This window comes from Nonomuraea sp. SYSU D8015 (assembly GCF_008065375.1).
Classification (GTDB): Bacteria; Actinomycetota; Actinomycetes; order Streptosporangiales; family Streptosporangiaceae; genus Nonomuraea.
Genome location: NZ_VJYI01000001.1, coordinates 1034591 through 1051855, shown reverse-complemented (window position 1 = coordinate 1051855; position 17265 = coordinate 1034591). Strand labels below are relative to the sequence as shown.

Here is a 17265-nt window from a genome sequence, read left to right as displayed (position 1 = left end):
AGTAGGAGCCCTAGATCGTCTGAATGCTTACAACCCAGTGACGATGAAAGGCAGCAATGTGTAGGTTTGCACGGTAAGTGCGCCGCATCGCTGCTTCCATTGGCGCACGACACCATCGTCAACACACGGGGGTATACCCATGCCCGAAAACCGGCTGCTCGACGAAACATGGTTAAAAGGCGCCAAGGGGGACTGGCTGGAGCTGAAGGGGAAAGTCACCTATCCGTCCCGCGCCCAAGTCCTGGAAATGGCCGTCCAGTTGTCCCGGCCCGTGCCCGGGCACATCGTCGAGTTCGGCGTCTGGAAGGGCTACTCCACCAGGGTGATCAGGGACGAGCTGTGGCGGTCCCGGCTGTGGGACCCCCGCCAGAGCCGCAAGCGGATCTACGCCTGCGACTCGTTCAAGGGCCTGCCCGAGGGCTACGAGAACCTGGCGGCCGGCACCTTCGCCACGCCGGTGCCGCGGCTCAAGGGGGTGCGGATCGTCGAGGGGTTCTTCGAGGAGTCCTTGACGCCCGAGCTGGCCGCCGAGGTGCACCGGGTGAGCCTGGTGCATTTCGACGCCGACCTGGAGTCGGCCACGACGTGCGCGCTCGACTGGGTGACGCCGCTGCTCTCCGACGGCTGCCTGCTGCTGTTCGACGAGTTCACCGGCGAGGACCCCGCCGAGTACCGCGCGTTCCTGGAGTGGAGCGAGCGTACCGGGGTGCGGACGACGCTGATCGCGCTGTTCGGCAGGGAGCCGAGCGGCAAGGGTGACATGACGGACCGGCGGGCGCTGTTCCAGGTGATCGGCGAGCGGAAGCGCCAGAAGCCTCCGCCGCTGACTCCGGTCCGGCTGCGCAGGAAGCTCATGTCCCGCTGGTGAGCCAGTCCGCGTAGCGGGTGGCCAGCAGGCCGGGCAGGCCGCCGGTGTGCACGAACACCACGCGCGTGCCCGGCGGGACCTCCCGCGCCGCGGCGAACAGCCCGGCCATCGCCTTGGCCGTGTACACGGGGTCGAGCAGCAGCGCGTCCGCCCTGGCCGCGGCCAGCAGCGCGGTCAGGGCCTCGTCCGTCGGCGCGCCGTACCCCTCGCCGATCCGGGCCGTGTCCAGCCGGCAGCGGCCGGTGGGCCGGGGCAGTCCGGCGTGGTCGGCGGCCTCGGCGGCGAGCTTCTCGATGGCCGCGCCCAGCTCCGGGCGCGCGCCGACGTCGACCCCGAGCACCTTGCCGTGGTCGCCGAACCCGGCCGCGAGCCCGGCCTGCGTGCCGCCCGAGCCGGCCGCCACCACGACCAGCCCGGGGTCCAGCCGCTCCGCCAGCTCGCGGGCCACGGGCGCGTAGGCGGCGGCCCCGATCGCCGTGGAGCCGCCGATCGGGATCGCGTACGGCCTGCGCCCCTCCGCGGCCACCTCGCGGGCGCGCGCCTCGATGGCGGCCTCGAGCTCGGCGTACGGCAGCGGCCCACCGTCCAGCCAGCTGATGCGGGCCCCCAGCACCCGGTCGAGCAGCAGGTTGCCGCTCTCGTCACCCGGCGTGAGCACCAGGTCGCAGCCGAGGCCGGCGATGTTGGCGGCGGCGGCCGTCATCCTGGCGTGGTTGCTCTGCGCTCCCCCGCCGGTCACCAGGTGGTCGCACCCCCGTGACACGGCGTCGGCGACGATGGCGGCGAGCTTGCGGGCCTTGTTGCCGCCGCCGGCCAGCCCGGTGAGGTCCTCCCGCTTGACCCACAGGTCTCCGGGGTCCAGGCCGAGCTGCCGGGCCAGGTTCGGGAGGGGGTGGAGCGGGGTGTCCGGGATGGGAAGGATCATCGGCCCATCGTGTCGGCCGCGCGGGGGGCAGGCAAGTCCACGGACACCCGATAAATGGGTCCTTTCCCTATGGATTACGGCGTTTACGCTTTCGTCATTGTTTGTTCATGCTGATCCTGTCCCGAGGGGAAGCCCATGACCGACCTCGACCGACGATCGTTCCTCGGCCGCGGCCTGACCACCGCCGGCGGCGTGCTGGCGAGCGGCCTGGCCATCGAGACCCTGACCGCCCACGCGACCTGGGCGAGCGCGGGCCGCCCAGCCGCCGACCCGCATCAGACGGGGTACGGGCCGCTGCGCCGCGCACCCGCCGAGAACACCGGCGAGGAACTCCTCGCCCTCCCCCCCGGCTTCTCGTACGTCGTGCTGGGCCGGACCGGCACCCCCATGAGCGACGGCGTGGCGACCCCCATCGCCCACGACGGCATGGCGGCATTCCCCGGCACCCGCCGCCACACCGTCCGCCTCATCCGCAACCACGAGGTCCGCACCACGCCCGGCTCCCCGGTCGGCCGGGTGCACGTCGAGGGCTCCGAGCGCTACGACGAACTGGGCGTCGCCGGCACCACGACGCTGGAGGTGGACCTGCGCAGCGGTGAGGTGCTGCGGCACTTCGTGAGCCTCAACGGCACCATCGTCAACTGCGCCGGCGGCCGGATGCTGCACGCGCGCGGCTGGCTGACCTGCGAGGAGACGACCGCGGGCCCGAACCAGGGGTGGACGCGCAAGCACGGATACATCTTCGAGGTGCCGCTGAACGGCCCCGAGCCGGGCCGGCCCGCCGCCTCCCAGCCCCTGACGGCGATGGGCCGCTTCTCCCACGAGGCGGTCGCGGTGGACCCGCGCACCGGGTACGTGTACGAGACGGAGGACGACTCCGGCAGGCCCAACGGCTTCTACCGCTTCCGGCCGAAGGACCCGCGCAACCTGGCCGCGGGCGGCGTGCTGGAGATGCTCAAGATCAAGGGCGCCGTCAACTACGACTGCCGCGAGGGCCAGACGATGGGCGCCCGGCTGCCGGTCGAGTGGGTGACCGTCGACGACCCCGACCCCGACCTGGAGGGCGGCGCGCCGACCTGCACCCAGCAGGGCCTGGCCAAGGGAGGCGCCAAGTTCAACCGTCTGGAGGGCTGCTGGTACGGCGACGGCGGCGTCTTCTTCAACTCCACCAGCGGCGGCGACGCCAAGAACGGCGACCCGCCGAACGCCGACGGCTACCTGGAGGGCTACGGCCAGGTCTGGCAGTACGTGCCCGGCCGCCGCGACGGGGGCACGCTGGTCCTGGTGTACGAGTCGCCGGGCCGCAGGGAGCTGGACTCGCCGGACAATCTGACGTTCACGCCGCGCGGCGGCATCGTGCTGTGCGAGGACGACGCGGGCTCCGCCGACGCCGACCCGCATCCGCTGGCTCCCGGGCTGGTCAACGTGAACCGGCTGATCGGGCTGGATCCGCGGCGCGGGCAGCCGTTCGAGTTCGCGGTCAACATCGCCGACGACAGCGAGTTCGCCGGGGCCTGCTTCAGCCCCGACGGCTCGGTGCTGTTCGTCAACCAGCTCGGCGACACGGCGGCGCTGGACCCGCCGGGCCGCACGTACGCCATCCGCGGACCCTGGCGCCGCGGCCCGCTGTAGGCCGCGGCGCATCGCCCAGAGGTATATCACTCGCTAGCACAAAGTGAACGACTATCTGCCGGTATGGATAGTATTCTTCCCCTATGGGGGGTTTCGAGCGATTTTTTTGTTCACCTGACGTGATCGAGGAAACGGGCTGAGGCGGTGCGGGAGGAGACCGCCCCCAGCCCGGGCACGGCGATCGCGTCGTCGCCTCTGGACGACCTGCTGGTCGAGACCGTCGTGAGCACCGGCGCGCACATCGGCGCCGTTTACCTCCTCGCCGAGGACGGCGAGGTGCTGCTGATGGACGCGCAGCTCGGCATGCCCGTCCCGATCGCGAAGATGTGGGCCAGGGTCAGGACGAACGATCCGGTGCCGGTCGCCGTCGCGGTGCGTGAGCGGCGCATGGTCTGGTTGTCCGGCCTGGAGCAGATGGCGCGCGCGTTCCCGTCGGCGGCGCTCGCGCTGCCGTACCACTTCGCGGTGGCCATCGCGCCCATCCGCACCGGCGACGCGGTCTGGGGAGGCGTCGTGCTGCTGTGGCCGGCCGGCCGCACGCCCATGCTCTCCCCGCGCCACCGCGAGACGCTCAAGGCCGCCGGCGCCCGGATGGGCGAGGTGCTCCGGCGGGCGGCCGACGAGGGCCGCCCGATCGCTCCGGGGCCGCAGCCGCGCGTCCTCGATCCCCGCCCCGCGCGCCCTGCCGACCCGGACGCGCAGCTGGTGGCGCTGGAGTGCCTCAACCGGCTCCCCGACGGATTCTGCTCGCTGGACGTGGACGGCCGCGTCACCCTGCTCAGCGCGCCGGCCGCGGACCTGCTCGGCAGCTGCTCCGGGGAGCTGCTCGGCGAGCGCCTGTGGGAGGCGCTGCCGTGGCTGGACGACCCGGTGTACGAGGACCGCTACCGGGCCGCGGTCGTCGGCCGGCAGGTCACCTCGTTCACCGCGCGCACCCCGGCCGGGCGGCCGTTGACATTCCGGCTCTTCCCCGGACTGACCGGGGTCACGGTACGCATCACGCCCGCCGCGGCGGGCTTCGACCGCGCCCCCGGGGTGCCGGAGACCGGCGCCGACCGGCCCACCCGGGTGATCGCGCTGCACGAGATGCTGCACCTGGCGACCACGCTGGCCCGGGCGGTGACCGCGCAGGAGGTGCTCGACCTCGTCGCCGACCACGTCATGCCCGTCTACAACGTGCAGGCCCTGGCCATCCTCACCTCGAAGGACGGCAGGCTGCAGGTGGCCGCCTCCCGCGGGTACAGCCGGCAGGCGATCGACACGTTCGACGGCCATCCAGTGATCACGCCGTCACCGAGGGGGCATCCGTTCGACTCCGGCCGACCGGCCTTCTTCTCCACCTGGGAAGAGCTGCACCAGGCGTACCCGACCGCCGTCCGCATCGACGACATGTCCGCCTTGGCGTTCCTGCCGCTGGTCACCTCGGGGCGGCCGATCGGCACGTGCATCCTGGCCTACGACCGTCCCCACCAGTTCAGCACCGACGAGCGCGCCACGCTCACCGCGCTCGCCGGGCTGATCGCGCAGGCGTTCGAGCGGGCCCGGCTCTACGACGTCAAGCACCAGCTCGCCCAGTGCCTGCAGTCGAGCCTGCTGCCGCGCACGCTGCCCGAGGTGCCCGGCCTGGACCGGGCCGCCCGGTACGTGCCCGCAACCCCCGGCATGGACATCGGCGGCGACTTCTACGACCTGATCCGCCTGAGCGACACCATGGCCGCCGCGGTCATCGGCGACGTGCAGGGCCACGACGTCACCGCCGCTGCGCTCATGGGGCAGGTGCGCACCGCCGTCCGGGCGCACGCCACCGCCGGCGCCACCCCCGGCGAGGTGCTCACACACACCAACCGGCTGCTGATGGAGCTCTCCCCGGACCGGTTCACCAGCTGCCTGTACGTCAGCCTCGACCTGGAACGGCACACCGCCTGCCTGGCCAGCGCGGGCCACCTGCCGCCGCTGCTGGGCCGGCCGGGCGAGCCGGCCCAGGTCATCGACGCGTCCCCCGGGCTGCTGCTGGGCATCGACCCGGAGGCCGAGTACACCACCTTGGACCTGGACCTGCCGCCCGGCTCCGTGCTGACCCTCTACACCGACGGCCTCATCGAACGGCCCGGGTTCGACCTGGACGCCGCCATCGCGGACCTGGCCGACCACTTCGCGCTGTGCCCCGGCCTGTCCCTGCCCGACCTGGCGGAGTCCCTCATCGAGCCGGCCACGCTCGACCAGCGCACGGACGACATCGCGGTGCTGCTGCTGCGTGACGCGACCCGGGACCTCACCCCGGGTGGCTGAGGCGGATCACCGCCTTGCGCTTCGACAGTGACGAGACGCTGAAGGTGATGCCGTTGAGCGTCGTGGAGCCGTCCTCGCTGAAGCCCCCTCCCAGCGCCAAGCCCGGGCCCTTGGCACTCACTTCCACCATGTTCTGGTTGAAGCGGATCCACACCTTGGTCACGCCGAAGCTGGGATCGAGACGGAACGACACGCGCTTGGTAATGGTGATCTTGCAATTGCCGTCGTAGCAGGCACGCAGGTTCGGCTTCTTGGCCGCGGCGGACGCGGCGGTGGCGGCTGCCGCCGGAGCCGCCGGGGCGAGGGCGGCGGCGACGAGGGACGCGGCGATGGCCAGGGCAGTGGTGATCCTGGGGGGCATGATTCTCCTCATGGTGTGCGGTACGGAGCCGTCATCCGCTGAGTGTGCGCGGGCCCGGGCGGGACGGGTCCCGAACCCGGCTCGGGTGCATGGCCCCGCCGTCAGCGGCGGGTGCGGAGGCCGGTGGCGAGGGTGACGACCGGGGCGATCACCAGGAGCAGGGCGAGGGCGGCGAAGCCGTGAGCGAGGGTGGTGGCGGAGGCGACGGCGGCGACCAGGAGCGGGCCGCCCGCGTCGCCCAGCTCGCGGCCGAGTTCGGCCGTGCCCATGGTCTGCCCGAGCCGCTCCTGCGGCGTCGAGGCGGCCAGGGCGGCGAAGCCCAGCGGCGTGATCAGCCCGGTGCCCGCCCCGATCAGCACGGCCGACGCCAGCACGCCCGCCAGACCCGGCACCATGGCGAAGGCCAGGCCGGCGGCGGTGATCAGGAGGCCGGCGGCGAGGCCCGCGCGGACGGTGATCCGGGCGGTGTCCAGGGCCCGGCCCGCGGCCGGTTGGACGACGGCCGCGCAGGCGGCCAGGACCGACACCGCGGCCCCGGTGGCGACCGTGCCGAGCCCCGCGGCAGCGCCCGAGACCGGGAGGAAGCCGACGCCGACCGACAGCGCGGCGGTGGCGGCGGCCAGCGCGGCCGTGGGCTGCCAGAAGCTCCGGTCGGCCAGGCGGCGGCCCAGGTCCAGCACCGTCTGCCGGGTCTTGGGCAGCGGCGGCACGTGCGGCACCTCCAGCGCGGCCCACACCGCGACGACGGCCGCCAGCACCGCCATCGTCCCGAACAGCAGCCGCAGCCCTCCCGCCCACATCAGCACGCCGCCGAGCAGCGGGCCCAGCGTGTAGCCGATGCTCTTGTAGAAGCCGTAGCCGCCGAACGCGCGCCCGTGCCTGGCGGCCGGGTTGAGCCTGGCGACGAGGGCGGAGGCCGACGGCGAGAACGCGGAGGCGGCCGCTCCCTGGCCGAGGCGGGCGGCCCAGAGGGAGCCCGGGCTGTCGGCGAGCGCGTAGAGCGCCGAGGCGCAGGCGAAGGCGATCAGGCCGCCCAGCAGCACCGGGCGAGCGCCGACGCGGTCGGCCAGGGTGCCGAAGAGCGGCTTGAGCAGCACTTCGGCGCCGTCGTACAGGGCCAGGAGACCGCCCAGGACCAGCAGCGACGTCACCGCGTCCGGCGAGAGGCCGCCGAGGCTGGCCGCCACGCCGTGCGCGCCGAACGCCGTGGTGAAGCCCGCCGCGTAGAGCGGCCACATCTGCCGCGGCGGCGCCTCGGTGGACGACGTCCCCGTCATCGCCGCCCTCCCGGCACCCACGCCGAGCCCGTCAGGAGCAGCCCGCGCCCGGCGCTCGGCCGTGGTGATGCCACCGTCACCGCCGACCCGGCGCCTCGCGCCGCCGTCACCGCCGACCCGAAACTCCGCGCCACCGTCACCGCCCACCCGAAGGTCCGCGCCATCGACGCAGCCCATCCGATGGCCCGCGCAGACGACGCCACCAGATCCCAGCCGGGGCGCGTACGCCGTGGTGTGGCCGCCGCGCGCTTGGCGTCCCGTGTCCGCTCGCCGGGCATCAGGGGCCGCCCGGGGACTGGTGGAGGGCGGTGAAGACGCGTTCGGCGTAGTCCTCGCAGGCCGCCGCGCACGCCGCCAGCCGCTCGGCGGCCTGCCCGGCCTCGGGAGCGGTGCCGAAGACGTCGCGTGCCGTCAGGGCGCGGTGCCAGCGGCGCAGCCGCTCCAGCGACTGTTCCTCCTCTTCCAGCTCCGCCAGCGTGAACTTTGCCTGCTTGATCTCCTTGGCCAGCTCCTCCTCGTACTTGCCGCAGTCGGCGAGGAACTCGGTCCAGTCGTCGCGGCGGGCGGCCGTGAACATGGCCTGGAGGCGTTCGGAGTCGGCGGGCGTGCGACCGGCCGCGTCGAGCACCACCACCTCTCCCCCGGCCGTGCCGGCGAGCTCCACGGCGCGTGCCAGCCCGTCGGCGAAGACCGGCACGTCGGGGACCGTCCAGGCGCCCTGCCCCAGGGACACGGCACCGAGCCGGCGCAGCTCGCGCCACACCGCGACCCGGTGCCGGGAGGGACCGGCGGGCAGCCGCACGAGCAGCACCACCCACCGCACAGGTTCGGCGGTCACACGGCGGAATGTAGCAGTTGTTACATCACTCTGGCCAGAGTGCGGGTCGCCGGGCAGTACAGGTCATGCGGGGCCGGCGAGGTCGTTGGCGGCGATGTAGCCGAACGTCATGGCGGGGCCAAGGGTCGAGCCCGCGCCGGCGTAGCTGTGGCCCATGACGGCGGCGCTGGCGTTGCCGGCGGCGTACAGGCCCGGGATGACGGAGCCGTCCTCGCGCAGCACGCGCGCCCGCGAATCCGTGAGCATCCCGCCCTTCGTCCCGAGATCCCCCGGTACGATCTTGAACGCGTAGAACGGGGGCAGCCACAAGGGCGCCAGGCACGGGTTCGGCTTGACGAACGGGTCGGCGTAGTAGCGGTCGTACGCGCTGTCGCCCCGGTGGAAGTCGAGGTCCTTCCCGTTCACCGCGAACTCGTTGAAGCGTGTGACCGTGCCGCGCAGCGCCGCCTGCGGCACGCCGATCTGCTGGGCCAATTGCTCGATGGTCCACGCCTTGTGCACGGCGCCGCTGTCGTACCAGGAGGAGGGCAGCGGCAGCAGCGGGGCCACGTCCTTGAACAGGTACCTGTTGCGGTACTGCTGGTCGACGATCAGCCAGGCGGGGATGTGCGGCGCGGCGGGCGTGTTGCGGTCGTACATGACGTGCACCACATCGCTGTAGGGGGCGCCCTCGTTGACGAAGCGCACGCCGTTGCCGTTCACCATGATGCAGCCGGGCAGCGTGCGCTCGGCCAGGCAGAAGTACGCCTCGCCGGGCAGCGGTATCGCGGGCCCCCACCAGGCGTCCTCCATGAGCTCCAGCGCCGCGCCGGCGCGCTCGCCCGCCTCGATGCCGTCGCCGGTGTTCTCCTTGGCGCCGACGGTCCAGCTCGTCCCGATGGGCTGGCGCTGGAACTCGGCCCGCATGGCCGCGCTGTGCTCGAACCCGCCGGAGCCGACGATGACCCCGCGGGCCGCCTTGACCAGCGTCTGCGTGCCGTTCTTCGACACCACCACGCCGGTCACGCGGCCGCCCTCGAGACGCAGGTCGACGAGCGGGGTGTTCAGCCACACCGGCACGCCCGCCGAGAGCAGCCCGGCCCGCAGGCCGCCGGCCAGCGCCTGGCCCATGGTCAGCGGCTTCTCGCCGCGCAGCGCGGCCTCCGTGCCGCGCAACAGGCAGGCGGCGGCCACCTCGATCCCCTTGGGGTGGACGGCGCTGAGGGTCAGCCACTTGTAGTCGGCGCTGAAGACGACCATGCCGGCGGGTGTGGGGATGTACGCCGGGTTGAGCCGGTTCAGCTCCGCGCCGAGGACGCGGCCGTCGAGCTGGTCCGGCTCGACGGAGCGGCCGTTCGGCATGCCGCCGGGGAGCTCCGGATAGTAGTCGGAGTAGCCCTCCATGAACCGGAAGCGCAGCGGGCTGTTGCGCATCACGAACGAGAGCATGGCCGGGCCGGCGTTCAGGAACGCCTGCTGCCGCTCGACGGGCACCGTGTCGCCGACGACGCGGGCGAGGTAGGCGGCGGCCTTGGCGGGGGTGTCCGGGACTCCGGCGGCGAGGATGACCTCGTTGTTCGGGATCCAGATCCCGGCCCCCGATCGGGCGGCCGAGCCGCCGAACGTCGGCGCCTTCTCCACGACGACGGTACGCAGCCCCCGCTTGGCCGCCGTCAGCGCCGCGGTCATGCCGGCGGCGCCTGCGCCGACCACGACGACGTCGTACTGGACCTGGGCGCGGGCCGGGGCGCCGCCCAGCCCCGCGCCGGTCACCCCCGTCACCAGCGCGCCGCCGGCGATGGCGGCCCCGCGGAGCAGCGTGCGCCGGCTGGGCCCCTCTGGGGTCTGGTTTGCACGGTTCTGCGTCGCATCGGCCATGGCGAGCCAATCCCTTCGGTCGTGGGGCGTTCACGTGGCGTACGGGCGCGACGAAGCGGCCTCCCGGGGAGCGCTGGGGCGCCGGCCGTGATCGCCAATCGAAGAATCACACCGCATCTTGATCGAAGCAAGCGCTTGGGCAATGAACATGTCCGAAGCCCCACCATGACCACCGGCCGACGATCCGCGGACCGAACCCCGGCCCCCGTCAGACGGCCCGGGGGACCGAACCCCGGCCCCCGTCAGACGGCCCAGGGATCGGAGCCCGGCGCCCCCGTCAGACGGCCCAGGGCTGGCGCAGAGCGGGCCACCGACAGCTCCGGCCCCGAGCTCGCGGACCCAGCCACGACAGACGGCCCAGGCTCCTGCGGGGCCCGCCACCGACAGATCGCCGCGGGCTCAGGCGGACCGGGCCGCCGGCAGGTCGGATGGGCCAGGAGCGACCGGCCGTGACAGGCGGGGCCGGACTTCCCGGCGACCGTCGGGCCGGAGCGGTGCCATACGGCCGGGGGCCGCGGCCGCCAAGCGGGGCCGAGCGCGGTCATGCCGGCTGGCGACCGTTACGCCGTGGCCGGTGACCGCGCCGGAGGGCCGTCACCCGAGGCCGGTCGCCATGAGACCTGGAGCGGTCATGCCGGTGGCCGTAAGGCCGGGACCGGCTGGCCCGTCAGGCCGCGGCCGGTGGCAGTTAGACCGGGGCCTGTGCCGTTAGTCCCGGGCCGGTGGCCGTGAGGCGCGGGGCGGCTGCCGGCACAAGTCGGTGCGTGGGTGGCGGTCATGTGGGTGGGCGGACCGACAGGGCGTGGTGGAAGACGTCGCGCGGGTCCCAGCGGGCCTTCGCCCGTTGCAGGCGGGCGTAGTTGTCCCCGTAGTACAGCGTGGACCAGGGCACGCCCGAGGTGTTCCAGGCGGGATCGGCATGGTCGACGTCCGGGTAGTTGATGTAGGCGCCGCCGCAGTTCCCCCCGGGCACCGGCACACCTCCCGTGGCCGCGAACGTCCGCTGGTGGAGCAGGCGCACCCACTCCAGGGGCGCGGCCTCGTCCTGTCCCTCGTCCCAGGTGACCAGGTGGATCACCTTCAGGATCGACCGCCGCTCCACGGTGGCGGTCGCCGCCGACGGCACCGTGTTGACCCGTCCCCCGTACGCCAGGAGCCAGACGAGACCGTTCGACGTCATCTCCCCGAGCGCGTCGAAGGCCACGTCCGCCTGCTCGTCCGTGAACGGCTTGCGCAGGTAGGCGGACTTGCCCTTGTAACGGCCCGACTCCGCCGCCGCGCCCAGCGAGTTCGACCGCACCGCCTCGAACCACGGATTGCGCTGGATCGGCGTCACCCCCACCTCGGGCGTGACGCCCTCCCCCACGGCGGCGAAGTGATCGCGCAGGATCTTCTCGGCTCCGGGGACGCCGGCGTCGACCTGGGCGGGCAGGACGATGCCGCCGGGCTGAGATCCGCCCTCCTTGCGGCCGGTGATCAGGAGCGAGCCCCACAGCGAAGCCTGCGGGCTTCCCGGAACGCTGTTGCGCTGGTGCCACTCGGCGTAATTGCGCAGCAGCCGGCGGAACGACTGCTTCGTCATGCCGTCCCACGGCCAGTAGGCCGCGCCCGACAGCACCTGGGCAGGCGGCCTGGGCAGCAGCCTGGCCGGGTCGCCGCCCTTGGCCTTCGGATCCCGCATCCAGTAGCGCGTGACGACCCCGAAGTTGCCGCCGCCCCCGCCCGTGTGCGCCCACCACAGGTCGTGGTTCGGGTCGGCCGGGTTCCTGGTTGCCACGACGGCGCGGGCGCGGCCGGCGCGGTCGACCACCACGACCTCGACGGCGTGCAGGTAGTCCACCGTGAGGCCGTCGCGGCGCGACAACGGGCCGTACCCGCCGCCGGCGATGTGGCCCCCGGCGGCCACGCCCCCGCATTGGCCGCCGGGAATGGTGACGCCCCAGCCCAAGTAGAGCGTTCGGTACGCCTCCATCAGGGTGGCGCCCGCCTCGACGGCGAAGGCGCCGCGCTCCTCGTCGAAATACACCTCCGACATCTCGCACATGTCGATCACGACCTGCGCGCCGTCGCCGACGAAGTCCTCGTAGCAGTGGCCGCCGCTGCGGACGGTGACCCGGCGGCCGGCGCGGACCGCCTCGTCGACCGCCGCGACGACCTGCTCGGTGGAGCCGACCACGTGGAAGTAGTCGGGCCGCGGGCGGAAGCGGTGGTTCGTCCTGCGTACCGTGAGGTCGTCGTAGCGCGGGTCGCCGGGGCGCACGACGACGGGGCCGAAGGGCGGGTCGCCGGAGGTCCCCGCGAGTGCCGCCGACGCGGTGAAGCCCGCCGTCACGGCCGCGCCGCCGAGGGCCGCCGTCCCGCCGAGGAATCCACGGCGCGTGACCTTGCTCATGATCTGCTCCCCCTGCCGCTGGTCCGGATATGTGGCGCCTTCGACGCTAGGAGCGCGGCCGTCTCCGGAGAATGCAGTCAGATGCACGCCGGGGTGGAGGTACCTACACCCTGGCCAGGCAGGGCCGGCGGAAGTCGCGCGGGTGCGCCGCGCCACCCAAGCCGGGCCACGTCGCCCGGGTGCCGGATCGATGGCGCCCGCGCGGTCACGCGGGTGCGGGATCGGCGGCGTCGGCGCGTGAGCCGGGCGTGGACCGACCGGTACGCCGGCGTCCAGCCCAGGTCGTCGCGGGCCCTCGCGTTGGACACCCGCATCGAGGTGGCGGCCGTCAGCCAGTCCAGGTAGGGCGCGGCCGGCCGCAGCAGCGGCCGGGACCTCGGCCGGGACTCGGCCGGGACCTCGGCCTGGGCGTGCCGTGGGCGGCGGCCACGGCCTCCGGACGGCAGGTACGGCACGCGCCGCCGCGTCATGCCGGCGAACAGGTCGCCGAACGCCCGCGGCCCGTAGAACAACCCGTAGCGCAGAGCGATCCCCTCGACGCCCGCGGCCTGGAAGGCCTGCTGCGCGGTGGCGCGGCAGCCGGCTGCCACGGAGTCCGCGTACCCGCCCTCGGGCTCGCCGAACGGGTCGTCCCCGGTGAGCGGCCGGTCGCGGTAGCCGTACCCGAGGATCCGCGACTGCGTGACGAACCTGCGCGCGCCGGCCTCCCGCGCGACCGCGAGGAGGTGCGCGGCGCCGGCGTGGCGCAGGGCGCACCAGATCGGCCTTGGCCGGGTCGCGGACGATCGCGATGCCATGGTGACCGGCCCGGGCCAGGGCGCGGACGAGCGGCCGGTCGGGCGTGAGCCTCCCGCCCGCCGGGAACAGGTGCGGCATGGAGGTGCTGAGCAGCCGCGTGCTGCTGCGTCCGCGGGATCTCGCGCGCAGCCGCCGCTTCTACGCCGAGACGCTCGGCCTGGCCGTCTACCGCGAGTTCGGGCCCGAGGACCATCCGGGCGTGGTGTTCTTCCTGGGCCAGGGCTTCCTGGAGCTGTCCGGGCACTCCGACGACGGTGGCGGCCCGGGAGTGGCGCTCTGGCTGCAGGTACGCGACGTGGCACGTGAAGAGGAACGCCTGCGCGCGGCCGGCGTCACGGTGCTGCGCGAGGCCCGCGAGGAGCCGTGGGGGCTCATCGAGCTGTGGATCGCCGACCCCGACGGCCGTCGCATCGTCCTGGTGCAGGTCCCGCCCGGCCACCCGCTGCGCCGCGACCCGCGCTGACCGGCGGGAAGGCGGGCGCGGTAGGGGAGACTGGGGAGGTGAGCATCGAGAACGACCGCCCCGCTCCGCCCGTGACGAGCGCCTCCATCATCCTGCTGACGCTGGCGCGCCGGATCGAGACCGAGCTCAACGCCGCCCTCGCGCCGCTGGATCTCACGGTCAGCAGGCTCGGGCTGCTCGGCCACATCGCCGTGGTGCCGGGGGTGTCGTTCAGCGACCTGGCGCGGATGTCGGGGACCACGGTGCAGAGCGTTCACACGGCGGTGAAGGCGCTCGCCGGCGCGGGTCTGGTCCGCGACCACACCGCCCGGGCCGGGTCGGCCTCGACGATCGAGGTCACGCCGGAGGGCGCCAGGCTGCTGGAGCGGGCGAAGGAGGCTGTGGCGGAGGTGGACGAGCGCATGTTCGGCCCGTCGGCCGATCCCGTGCAGCGGCAGATCGCGCAGGCCGTCCGCGAGGCGTTCGCGTTCTGAGCCCGGGACTCTTCTGACGCATGCGGTGCCGGATGGGCGGCGCATCCGTGCTGGCAGAATGAACGTCGTGGACAAGGACGGGAGTGCGGACGTGGCGGAGCGCCAGCGTGACAGGGCGGCCGCCAGCGCTCGTTCGCTCCTGCTCACGGTCCTGGGCGAGTTCGTGCTGCCGCGCCAGGGCGAGGTCTGGACCGGCACCCTCGTCGCCGCGCTCGGTGCGCTCGGCGTGGAGGAGAAGTCCGCCCGTCAGGCCCTGGCCCGCACCGCGGCCGAGGGGCTGCTGGCCTCCACCCGGCACGGCCGCCGGGTGCGCTGGAGCCTCACCGAGTCCGCCGACCGGCTGCTGCGCGAGGGCACCGAGCGCATCTACGGCTTCATGCGCAAACCGCACGACTGGGACGGCCGCTGGCTCGTCCTGACCGCCGGGGTGCCGGAGACCCAGCGGCAGCTGCGCCACCGGCTGCGCACCAGGCTGACCTGGCTGGGGCTGGGCTCACCCGCTCCGGGCCTGTGGGTCGTCCCGGAGGCGTCGAAGGCGGACGCGGTCCGCGACGTGGTGCGTGAGCTGGAGCTCGGCGACCGGGCGTACGCCTGGACCGGGACGTCCGCGGACATAGGCGACACCGCCACGCTGATCAGCGCCGCCTGGGACCTGGACGACGTGGAGAAGCGCTACCTCGCCTTCATCGAACGCTTCGAGGGGACGACGGTCACCACCAACCGGGAGGCGTTCGTCAGCCAGGTGCTGCTCATCCAGGAGTGGCGGCGCTTCCCGTTCCTCGATCCCGATCTGCCCGCCGAGCTGCTCGATCACGACTGGCCGGGGCCGCGGGCCGCGGCGGTCTTCCACGACCTGCGCAATCGGCTGCACCGGCGCGCGCAGGCCGAGTGGGACCAGATGGACGAGGACGCCGCCTCCCGCACCTGATCACGACGGGCCTCCGGCGCGGAGCAGGACGCGGCCCGCGATGCGCACCCCGAGCAGGTCGCCGGCGGCCGTGCGCAGGAACGTGAGGGGCTCATCCCGCCAGGGCCCGTCAACGACGGCGAACTCGTCGCCCTCGACCTGGCCGGCGCTCATGTCGTAGGGGTCCTCGACGTGCGGGGCCCACACGCGCAGGCGCAGCGTGCCGGAGCCGGCCGTGACCTCCACGCGCGCGCCCTCGTGCTTGTGGTTCGTCGCCTCGTAAACCCCCGGGTAGGCCGCCAGCACCGGCTCCGCCACGCGCCGGTCGACCTTTCTGTCCGGTTTGCGGATCCCGGCGAGCTCGGCGAACAGGCGGTCGGTGACGGCGCGGAAGAGGAGCTGGCCGTCGTCGGCGTTCGTGAGCACCACGACGGCCAGCCCGGCCTCGGGGACGAACCGGCAGACCGTGGCCGTGCCGCGCAGGCTGCCCTCGTGGGAGACCGAGCGCATCCCGCCGGGCAGGTGGTCGGCGTGCCAGCCCAGCCCGGTGGCGGCGGTCGAGCCGAGCGGGACGAGCTCGCCGATCATCCGCTCGCGGGTCTCCGGGGTCAGCGGGCCGGGCACGTCCAGGTCGCCGAGCCACCAGCGCATCCAGCGCAGCTGGTCGCGGGCCGAGGAGATCAGCCCGCCGGCGGGGTTGACGCCGCGCGGGAGCAGCCACGGGTCCTGCACCGGCCGCAGCGTGCCGTCGTCCTCCCGTACGTGGCCCGCGGCGGCCGGCGCGGAGACGACCCGCTCGGCGAAGAACGTCGAGTGTGTCATGCCGAGGGGCTCCAGGATGGTCCGCTCGACGATCGACTCGAAGGCGTCGCCGCCCACCACCTCGGCCAGCCGCCCGGCGACGTCCAGGCCGGTGTTGCAGTACGAGAACGTCGTCCCCGGCGGCAGGGTCTGCGGCAGCACGGCGTAGCCCGCCACCTGGGCGGCCAGGGCGCCCGCGCCGCGGTCGTCGACCGACTCCGCCTCGTCGCCCTGCCAGCCGGCCCGGTGGGTGAGCAGGTGCCGCACGGTCGCCGTCTCGGCGGCCTCCTCGTCGGCGACCTTGAAGTCGGGCAGGTAGCGCCTGATCGGCGCGTCCAGGTCCACGGCGCCGGCCTCGACCAGGGCCATGACGGCGGTGGCGGTGAAGGGCTTGGTCATCGAGGCCACCGGGATCCGGGTGTCGGGAAGGAACGGCAGCTCAGGATCCACGCGGGCCAGGCCGTAGGCGCCGTACCAGTGGCGGCCGCCGTGAGCGACCGCCACGGAGCACCCGGGGACCCGGTGCTCGGCGAGTGCGGACCGCACGATCTCGTCGATGTCCGCGTTCAGCGGTGAAGGGGCCGATCCCACGTGTCCTCCTGATGTCTTCAGCGGGATCTCGACCATACGGCCTTCCGCTCGGGACGGCGCCAAACTGTACTGTTACACTCGCTTTACTGTATCAATACACTCGTGCTCCGAGAAGGGAGCCGTCCGTGTGGAACCCGCCCGCCTTCCGTCCCGACAGCCCTGCCAGGATCGACCGGCTGATCCGCGAGAACCCGTTCGCCATCCTGACGAGCACCGTGGGCGACGCCCCGATGGCGACACACGCGCTGGTGATCCCCCGGCCGGGGCCTGACGGCGCGCCGCTCGACGTGCTCTACGGGCACATGGCGCGGACCAACGCGCACTGGCGCGGCCTGCTGGAGTCCCCGTCGGTCCTGGTCATCTTCACGGGGCCGCACGGCTACGTCTCCCCCGTGACGTACGGCGTGACGCCGGCCGCGCCGACGTGGAACTACGCGACCGTGCACGTCAGCGGCCGGCTGCGGATCCTCGACGACCCCGCCGCGATGCTGGAGGCGATCGAGGCCACGGTGGCCGCGCTCGACCCCGGGTGGGACATGGGGCCCTCGATGGACTACGCGCGCCGCATCCTGCCCGGCCTGGTCGCGTTCGAGATCGACGTGACGGACGTGCGCGCCACCTTCAAGCTCAGCCAGGACAAGCCCGCCGAGGTGCGGCAGCTCGTGATCGACGCCTTCGCGGCGAGCGGCAGGGGGAGCGAGGCCGAGCTCGCCGCACTGATGACCGACGTGAACTCGCCGCGCTGGTGACCAGCGTGAACTCGCCGCGCCGATGACGGCGTAAGCTGGCCGCG

General features: G+C 73.5%; 15 protein-coding genes. 7 read left to right on the top strand and 8 right to left on the bottom strand.

Annotation, left to right across the window (positions count from 1 at the left end; all coding sequences use genetic code 11):
• The first annotated feature begins 139 nt into the window (after positions 1-139).
• The gene (locus ID574_RS06950) at positions 140-868 is read left to right on the top strand and encodes a class I SAM-dependent methyltransferase (protein ID WP_188187865.1); all 729 of its coding nucleotides are present in this window, start codon (positions 140-142) and stop codon (positions 866-868) included.
• Here the strand turns inward: ID574_RS06950 and ID574_RS06945 are convergent.
• A complete protein-coding gene (locus ID574_RS06945) occupies positions 852-1793 on the bottom strand; it encodes a 1-aminocyclopropane-1-carboxylate deaminase/D-cysteine desulfhydrase (RefSeq protein ID WP_188187864.1) in 942 nt (313 codons plus the stop codon). The two genes, ID574_RS06950 and ID574_RS06945, sit on opposite strands and share 17 nt — an antisense overlap.
• Before the next feature lie 135 nt (positions 1794-1928).
• Here ID574_RS06945 and ID574_RS06940 point away from each other — a divergent pair, with 135 nt between their 5' ends.
• Together ID574_RS06940 and ID574_RS06935 are read left to right on the top strand one after the other, a co-directional pair.
• Positions 1929-3425 carry an alkaline phosphatase PhoX gene (locus tag ID574_RS06940; RefSeq protein ID WP_188187863.1) on the top strand — a complete coding sequence of 499 codons (1497 nt, stop codon included), beginning with the start codon at positions 1929-1931 and terminating at the stop codon, positions 3423-3425.
• Positions 3426-3569: 144 nt separating this feature from the next.
• Positions 3570-5714, top strand: a complete 2145-nt coding sequence (locus ID574_RS06935; protein ID WP_188187862.1) for a SpoIIE family protein phosphatase — start codon at positions 3570-3572, stop codon at positions 5712-5714.
• Here the strand turns inward: ID574_RS06935 and ID574_RS06930 are convergent.
• The 6 genes from ID574_RS06930 to ID574_RS06905 form a co-directional block, all read right to left on the bottom strand.
• Positions 5698-6075: a hypothetical protein gene (locus tag ID574_RS06930; RefSeq protein WP_188187861.1), complete on the bottom strand. Its 378-nt coding sequence runs from the start codon at positions 6073-6075 to the stop codon at positions 5698-5700. The genes ID574_RS06935 and ID574_RS06930 overlap by 17 nt on opposite strands.
• Before the next feature lie 101 nt (positions 6076-6176).
• Positions 6177-7499 carry an MFS transporter gene (locus tag ID574_RS06925; RefSeq protein ID WP_262495947.1) on the bottom strand — a complete coding sequence of 441 codons (1323 nt, stop codon included), beginning with the start codon at positions 7497-7499 and terminating at the stop codon, positions 6177-6179.
• A gap of 130 nt (positions 7500-7629) precedes the next feature.
• Positions 7630-8190: a Chromate resistance protein ChrB gene (locus tag ID574_RS06920; protein ID WP_188187860.1), complete on the bottom strand. Its 561-nt coding sequence runs from the start codon at positions 8188-8190 to the stop codon at positions 7630-7632.
• 63 nt (positions 8191-8253) lie between these two features.
• Positions 8254-10047 carry a 3-oxosteroid 1-dehydrogenase gene (gene kstD, locus ID574_RS06915; protein ID WP_188187859.1) on the bottom strand — a complete coding sequence of 598 codons (1794 nt, stop codon included), beginning with the start codon at positions 10045-10047 and terminating at the stop codon, positions 8254-8256.
• A gap of 775 nt (positions 10048-10822) precedes the next feature.
• The gene (locus ID574_RS06910; RefSeq protein ID WP_188187858.1) at positions 10823-12439 is read right to left on the bottom strand and encodes an FAD-binding oxidoreductase; all 1617 of its coding nucleotides are present in this window, start codon (positions 12437-12439) and stop codon (positions 10823-10825) included.
• Between the two features lie 77 nt (positions 12440-12516).
• Positions 12517-13236: an NAD(P)-dependent oxidoreductase gene (locus ID574_RS06905; RefSeq protein ID WP_188187857.1), complete on the bottom strand. Its 720-nt coding sequence runs from the start codon at positions 13234-13236 to the stop codon at positions 12517-12519.
• A gap of 77 nt (positions 13237-13313) precedes the next feature.
• On the opposite strand from ID574_RS06905, the gene ID574_RS06900 reads away from it, so the two are divergent.
• The 3 genes from ID574_RS06900 (at position 13314) to ID574_RS06890 (ending at position 15101) form a co-directional block, all read left to right on the top strand.
• Positions 13314-13700, top strand: coding sequence for a VOC family protein (locus ID574_RS06900; protein ID WP_188187856.1), 387 nt, complete (start codon positions 13314-13316; stop codon positions 13698-13700).
• A 38-nt stretch (positions 13701-13738) separates the two neighbouring features.
• On the top strand, positions 13739-14173 hold the full coding sequence (locus ID574_RS06895) for a MarR family winged helix-turn-helix transcriptional regulator (protein ID WP_188187855.1): 435 nt from the start codon (positions 13739-13741) through the stop codon (positions 14171-14173).
• A gap of 67 nt (positions 14174-14240) precedes the next feature.
• Positions 14241-15101 carry a PaaX family transcriptional regulator gene (locus ID574_RS06890; protein WP_223166431.1) on the top strand — a complete coding sequence of 287 codons (861 nt, stop codon included), beginning with the start codon at positions 14241-14243 and terminating at the stop codon, positions 15099-15101.
• On the opposite strand, the gene ID574_RS06885 is transcribed toward ID574_RS06890, so the two are convergent.
• Complete coding sequence (locus ID574_RS06885; RefSeq protein ID WP_188187853.1) at positions 15102-16472, bottom strand: serine hydrolase domain-containing protein; 1371 nt, start codon at positions 16470-16472, stop codon at positions 15102-15104.
• 125 nt (positions 16473-16597) lie between these two features.
• Between ID574_RS06885 and ID574_RS06880 the strand changes: the two genes are divergently transcribed.
• Positions 16598-17221 (top strand): FMN-binding negative transcriptional regulator, encoded by a 624-nt coding sequence (locus ID574_RS06880; protein ID WP_188187852.1) that lies wholly within the window; start codon positions 16598-16600, stop codon positions 17219-17221.
• The last annotated feature ends 44 nt before the right edge of the window (positions 17222-17265 follow it).

Excerpts from the sequence above, each read along its gene's own strand:
- ID574_RS06950 (WP_188187865.1), top strand. The coding sequence starts at position 140 with ATGCCCGAAAACCGGCTGCTCGACGAAACATGGTTAAAAGGCGCCAAG.
- ID574_RS06945 (WP_188187864.1), bottom strand. The coding sequence starts at position 1,793 with ATGATCCTTCCCATCCCGGACACCCCGCTCCACCCCCTCCCGAACCTG.
- ID574_RS06940 (WP_188187863.1), top strand. The coding sequence starts at position 1,929 with ATGACCGACCTCGACCGACGATCGTTCCTCGGCCGCGGCCTGACCACC.
- ID574_RS06930 (WP_188187861.1), bottom strand. The coding sequence starts at position 6,075 with ATGCCCCCCAGGATCACCACTGCCCTGGCCATCGCCGCGTCCCTCGTC.
- kstD (WP_188187859.1), bottom strand. The coding sequence starts at position 10,047 with ATGGCCGATGCGACGCAGAACCGTGCAAACCAGACCCCAGAGGGGCCC.
- ID574_RS06910 (WP_188187858.1), bottom strand. The coding sequence starts at position 12,439 with ATGAGCAAGGTCACGCGCCGTGGATTCCTCGGCGGGACGGCGGCCCTC.
- ID574_RS06905 (WP_188187857.1), bottom strand. The coding sequence starts at position 13,236 with ATGGCATCGCGATCGTCCGCGACCCGGCCAAGGCCGATCTGGTGCGCC.
- ID574_RS06900 (WP_188187856.1), top strand. The coding sequence starts at position 13,314 with ATGGAGGTGCTGAGCAGCCGCGTGCTGCTGCGTCCGCGGGATCTCGCG.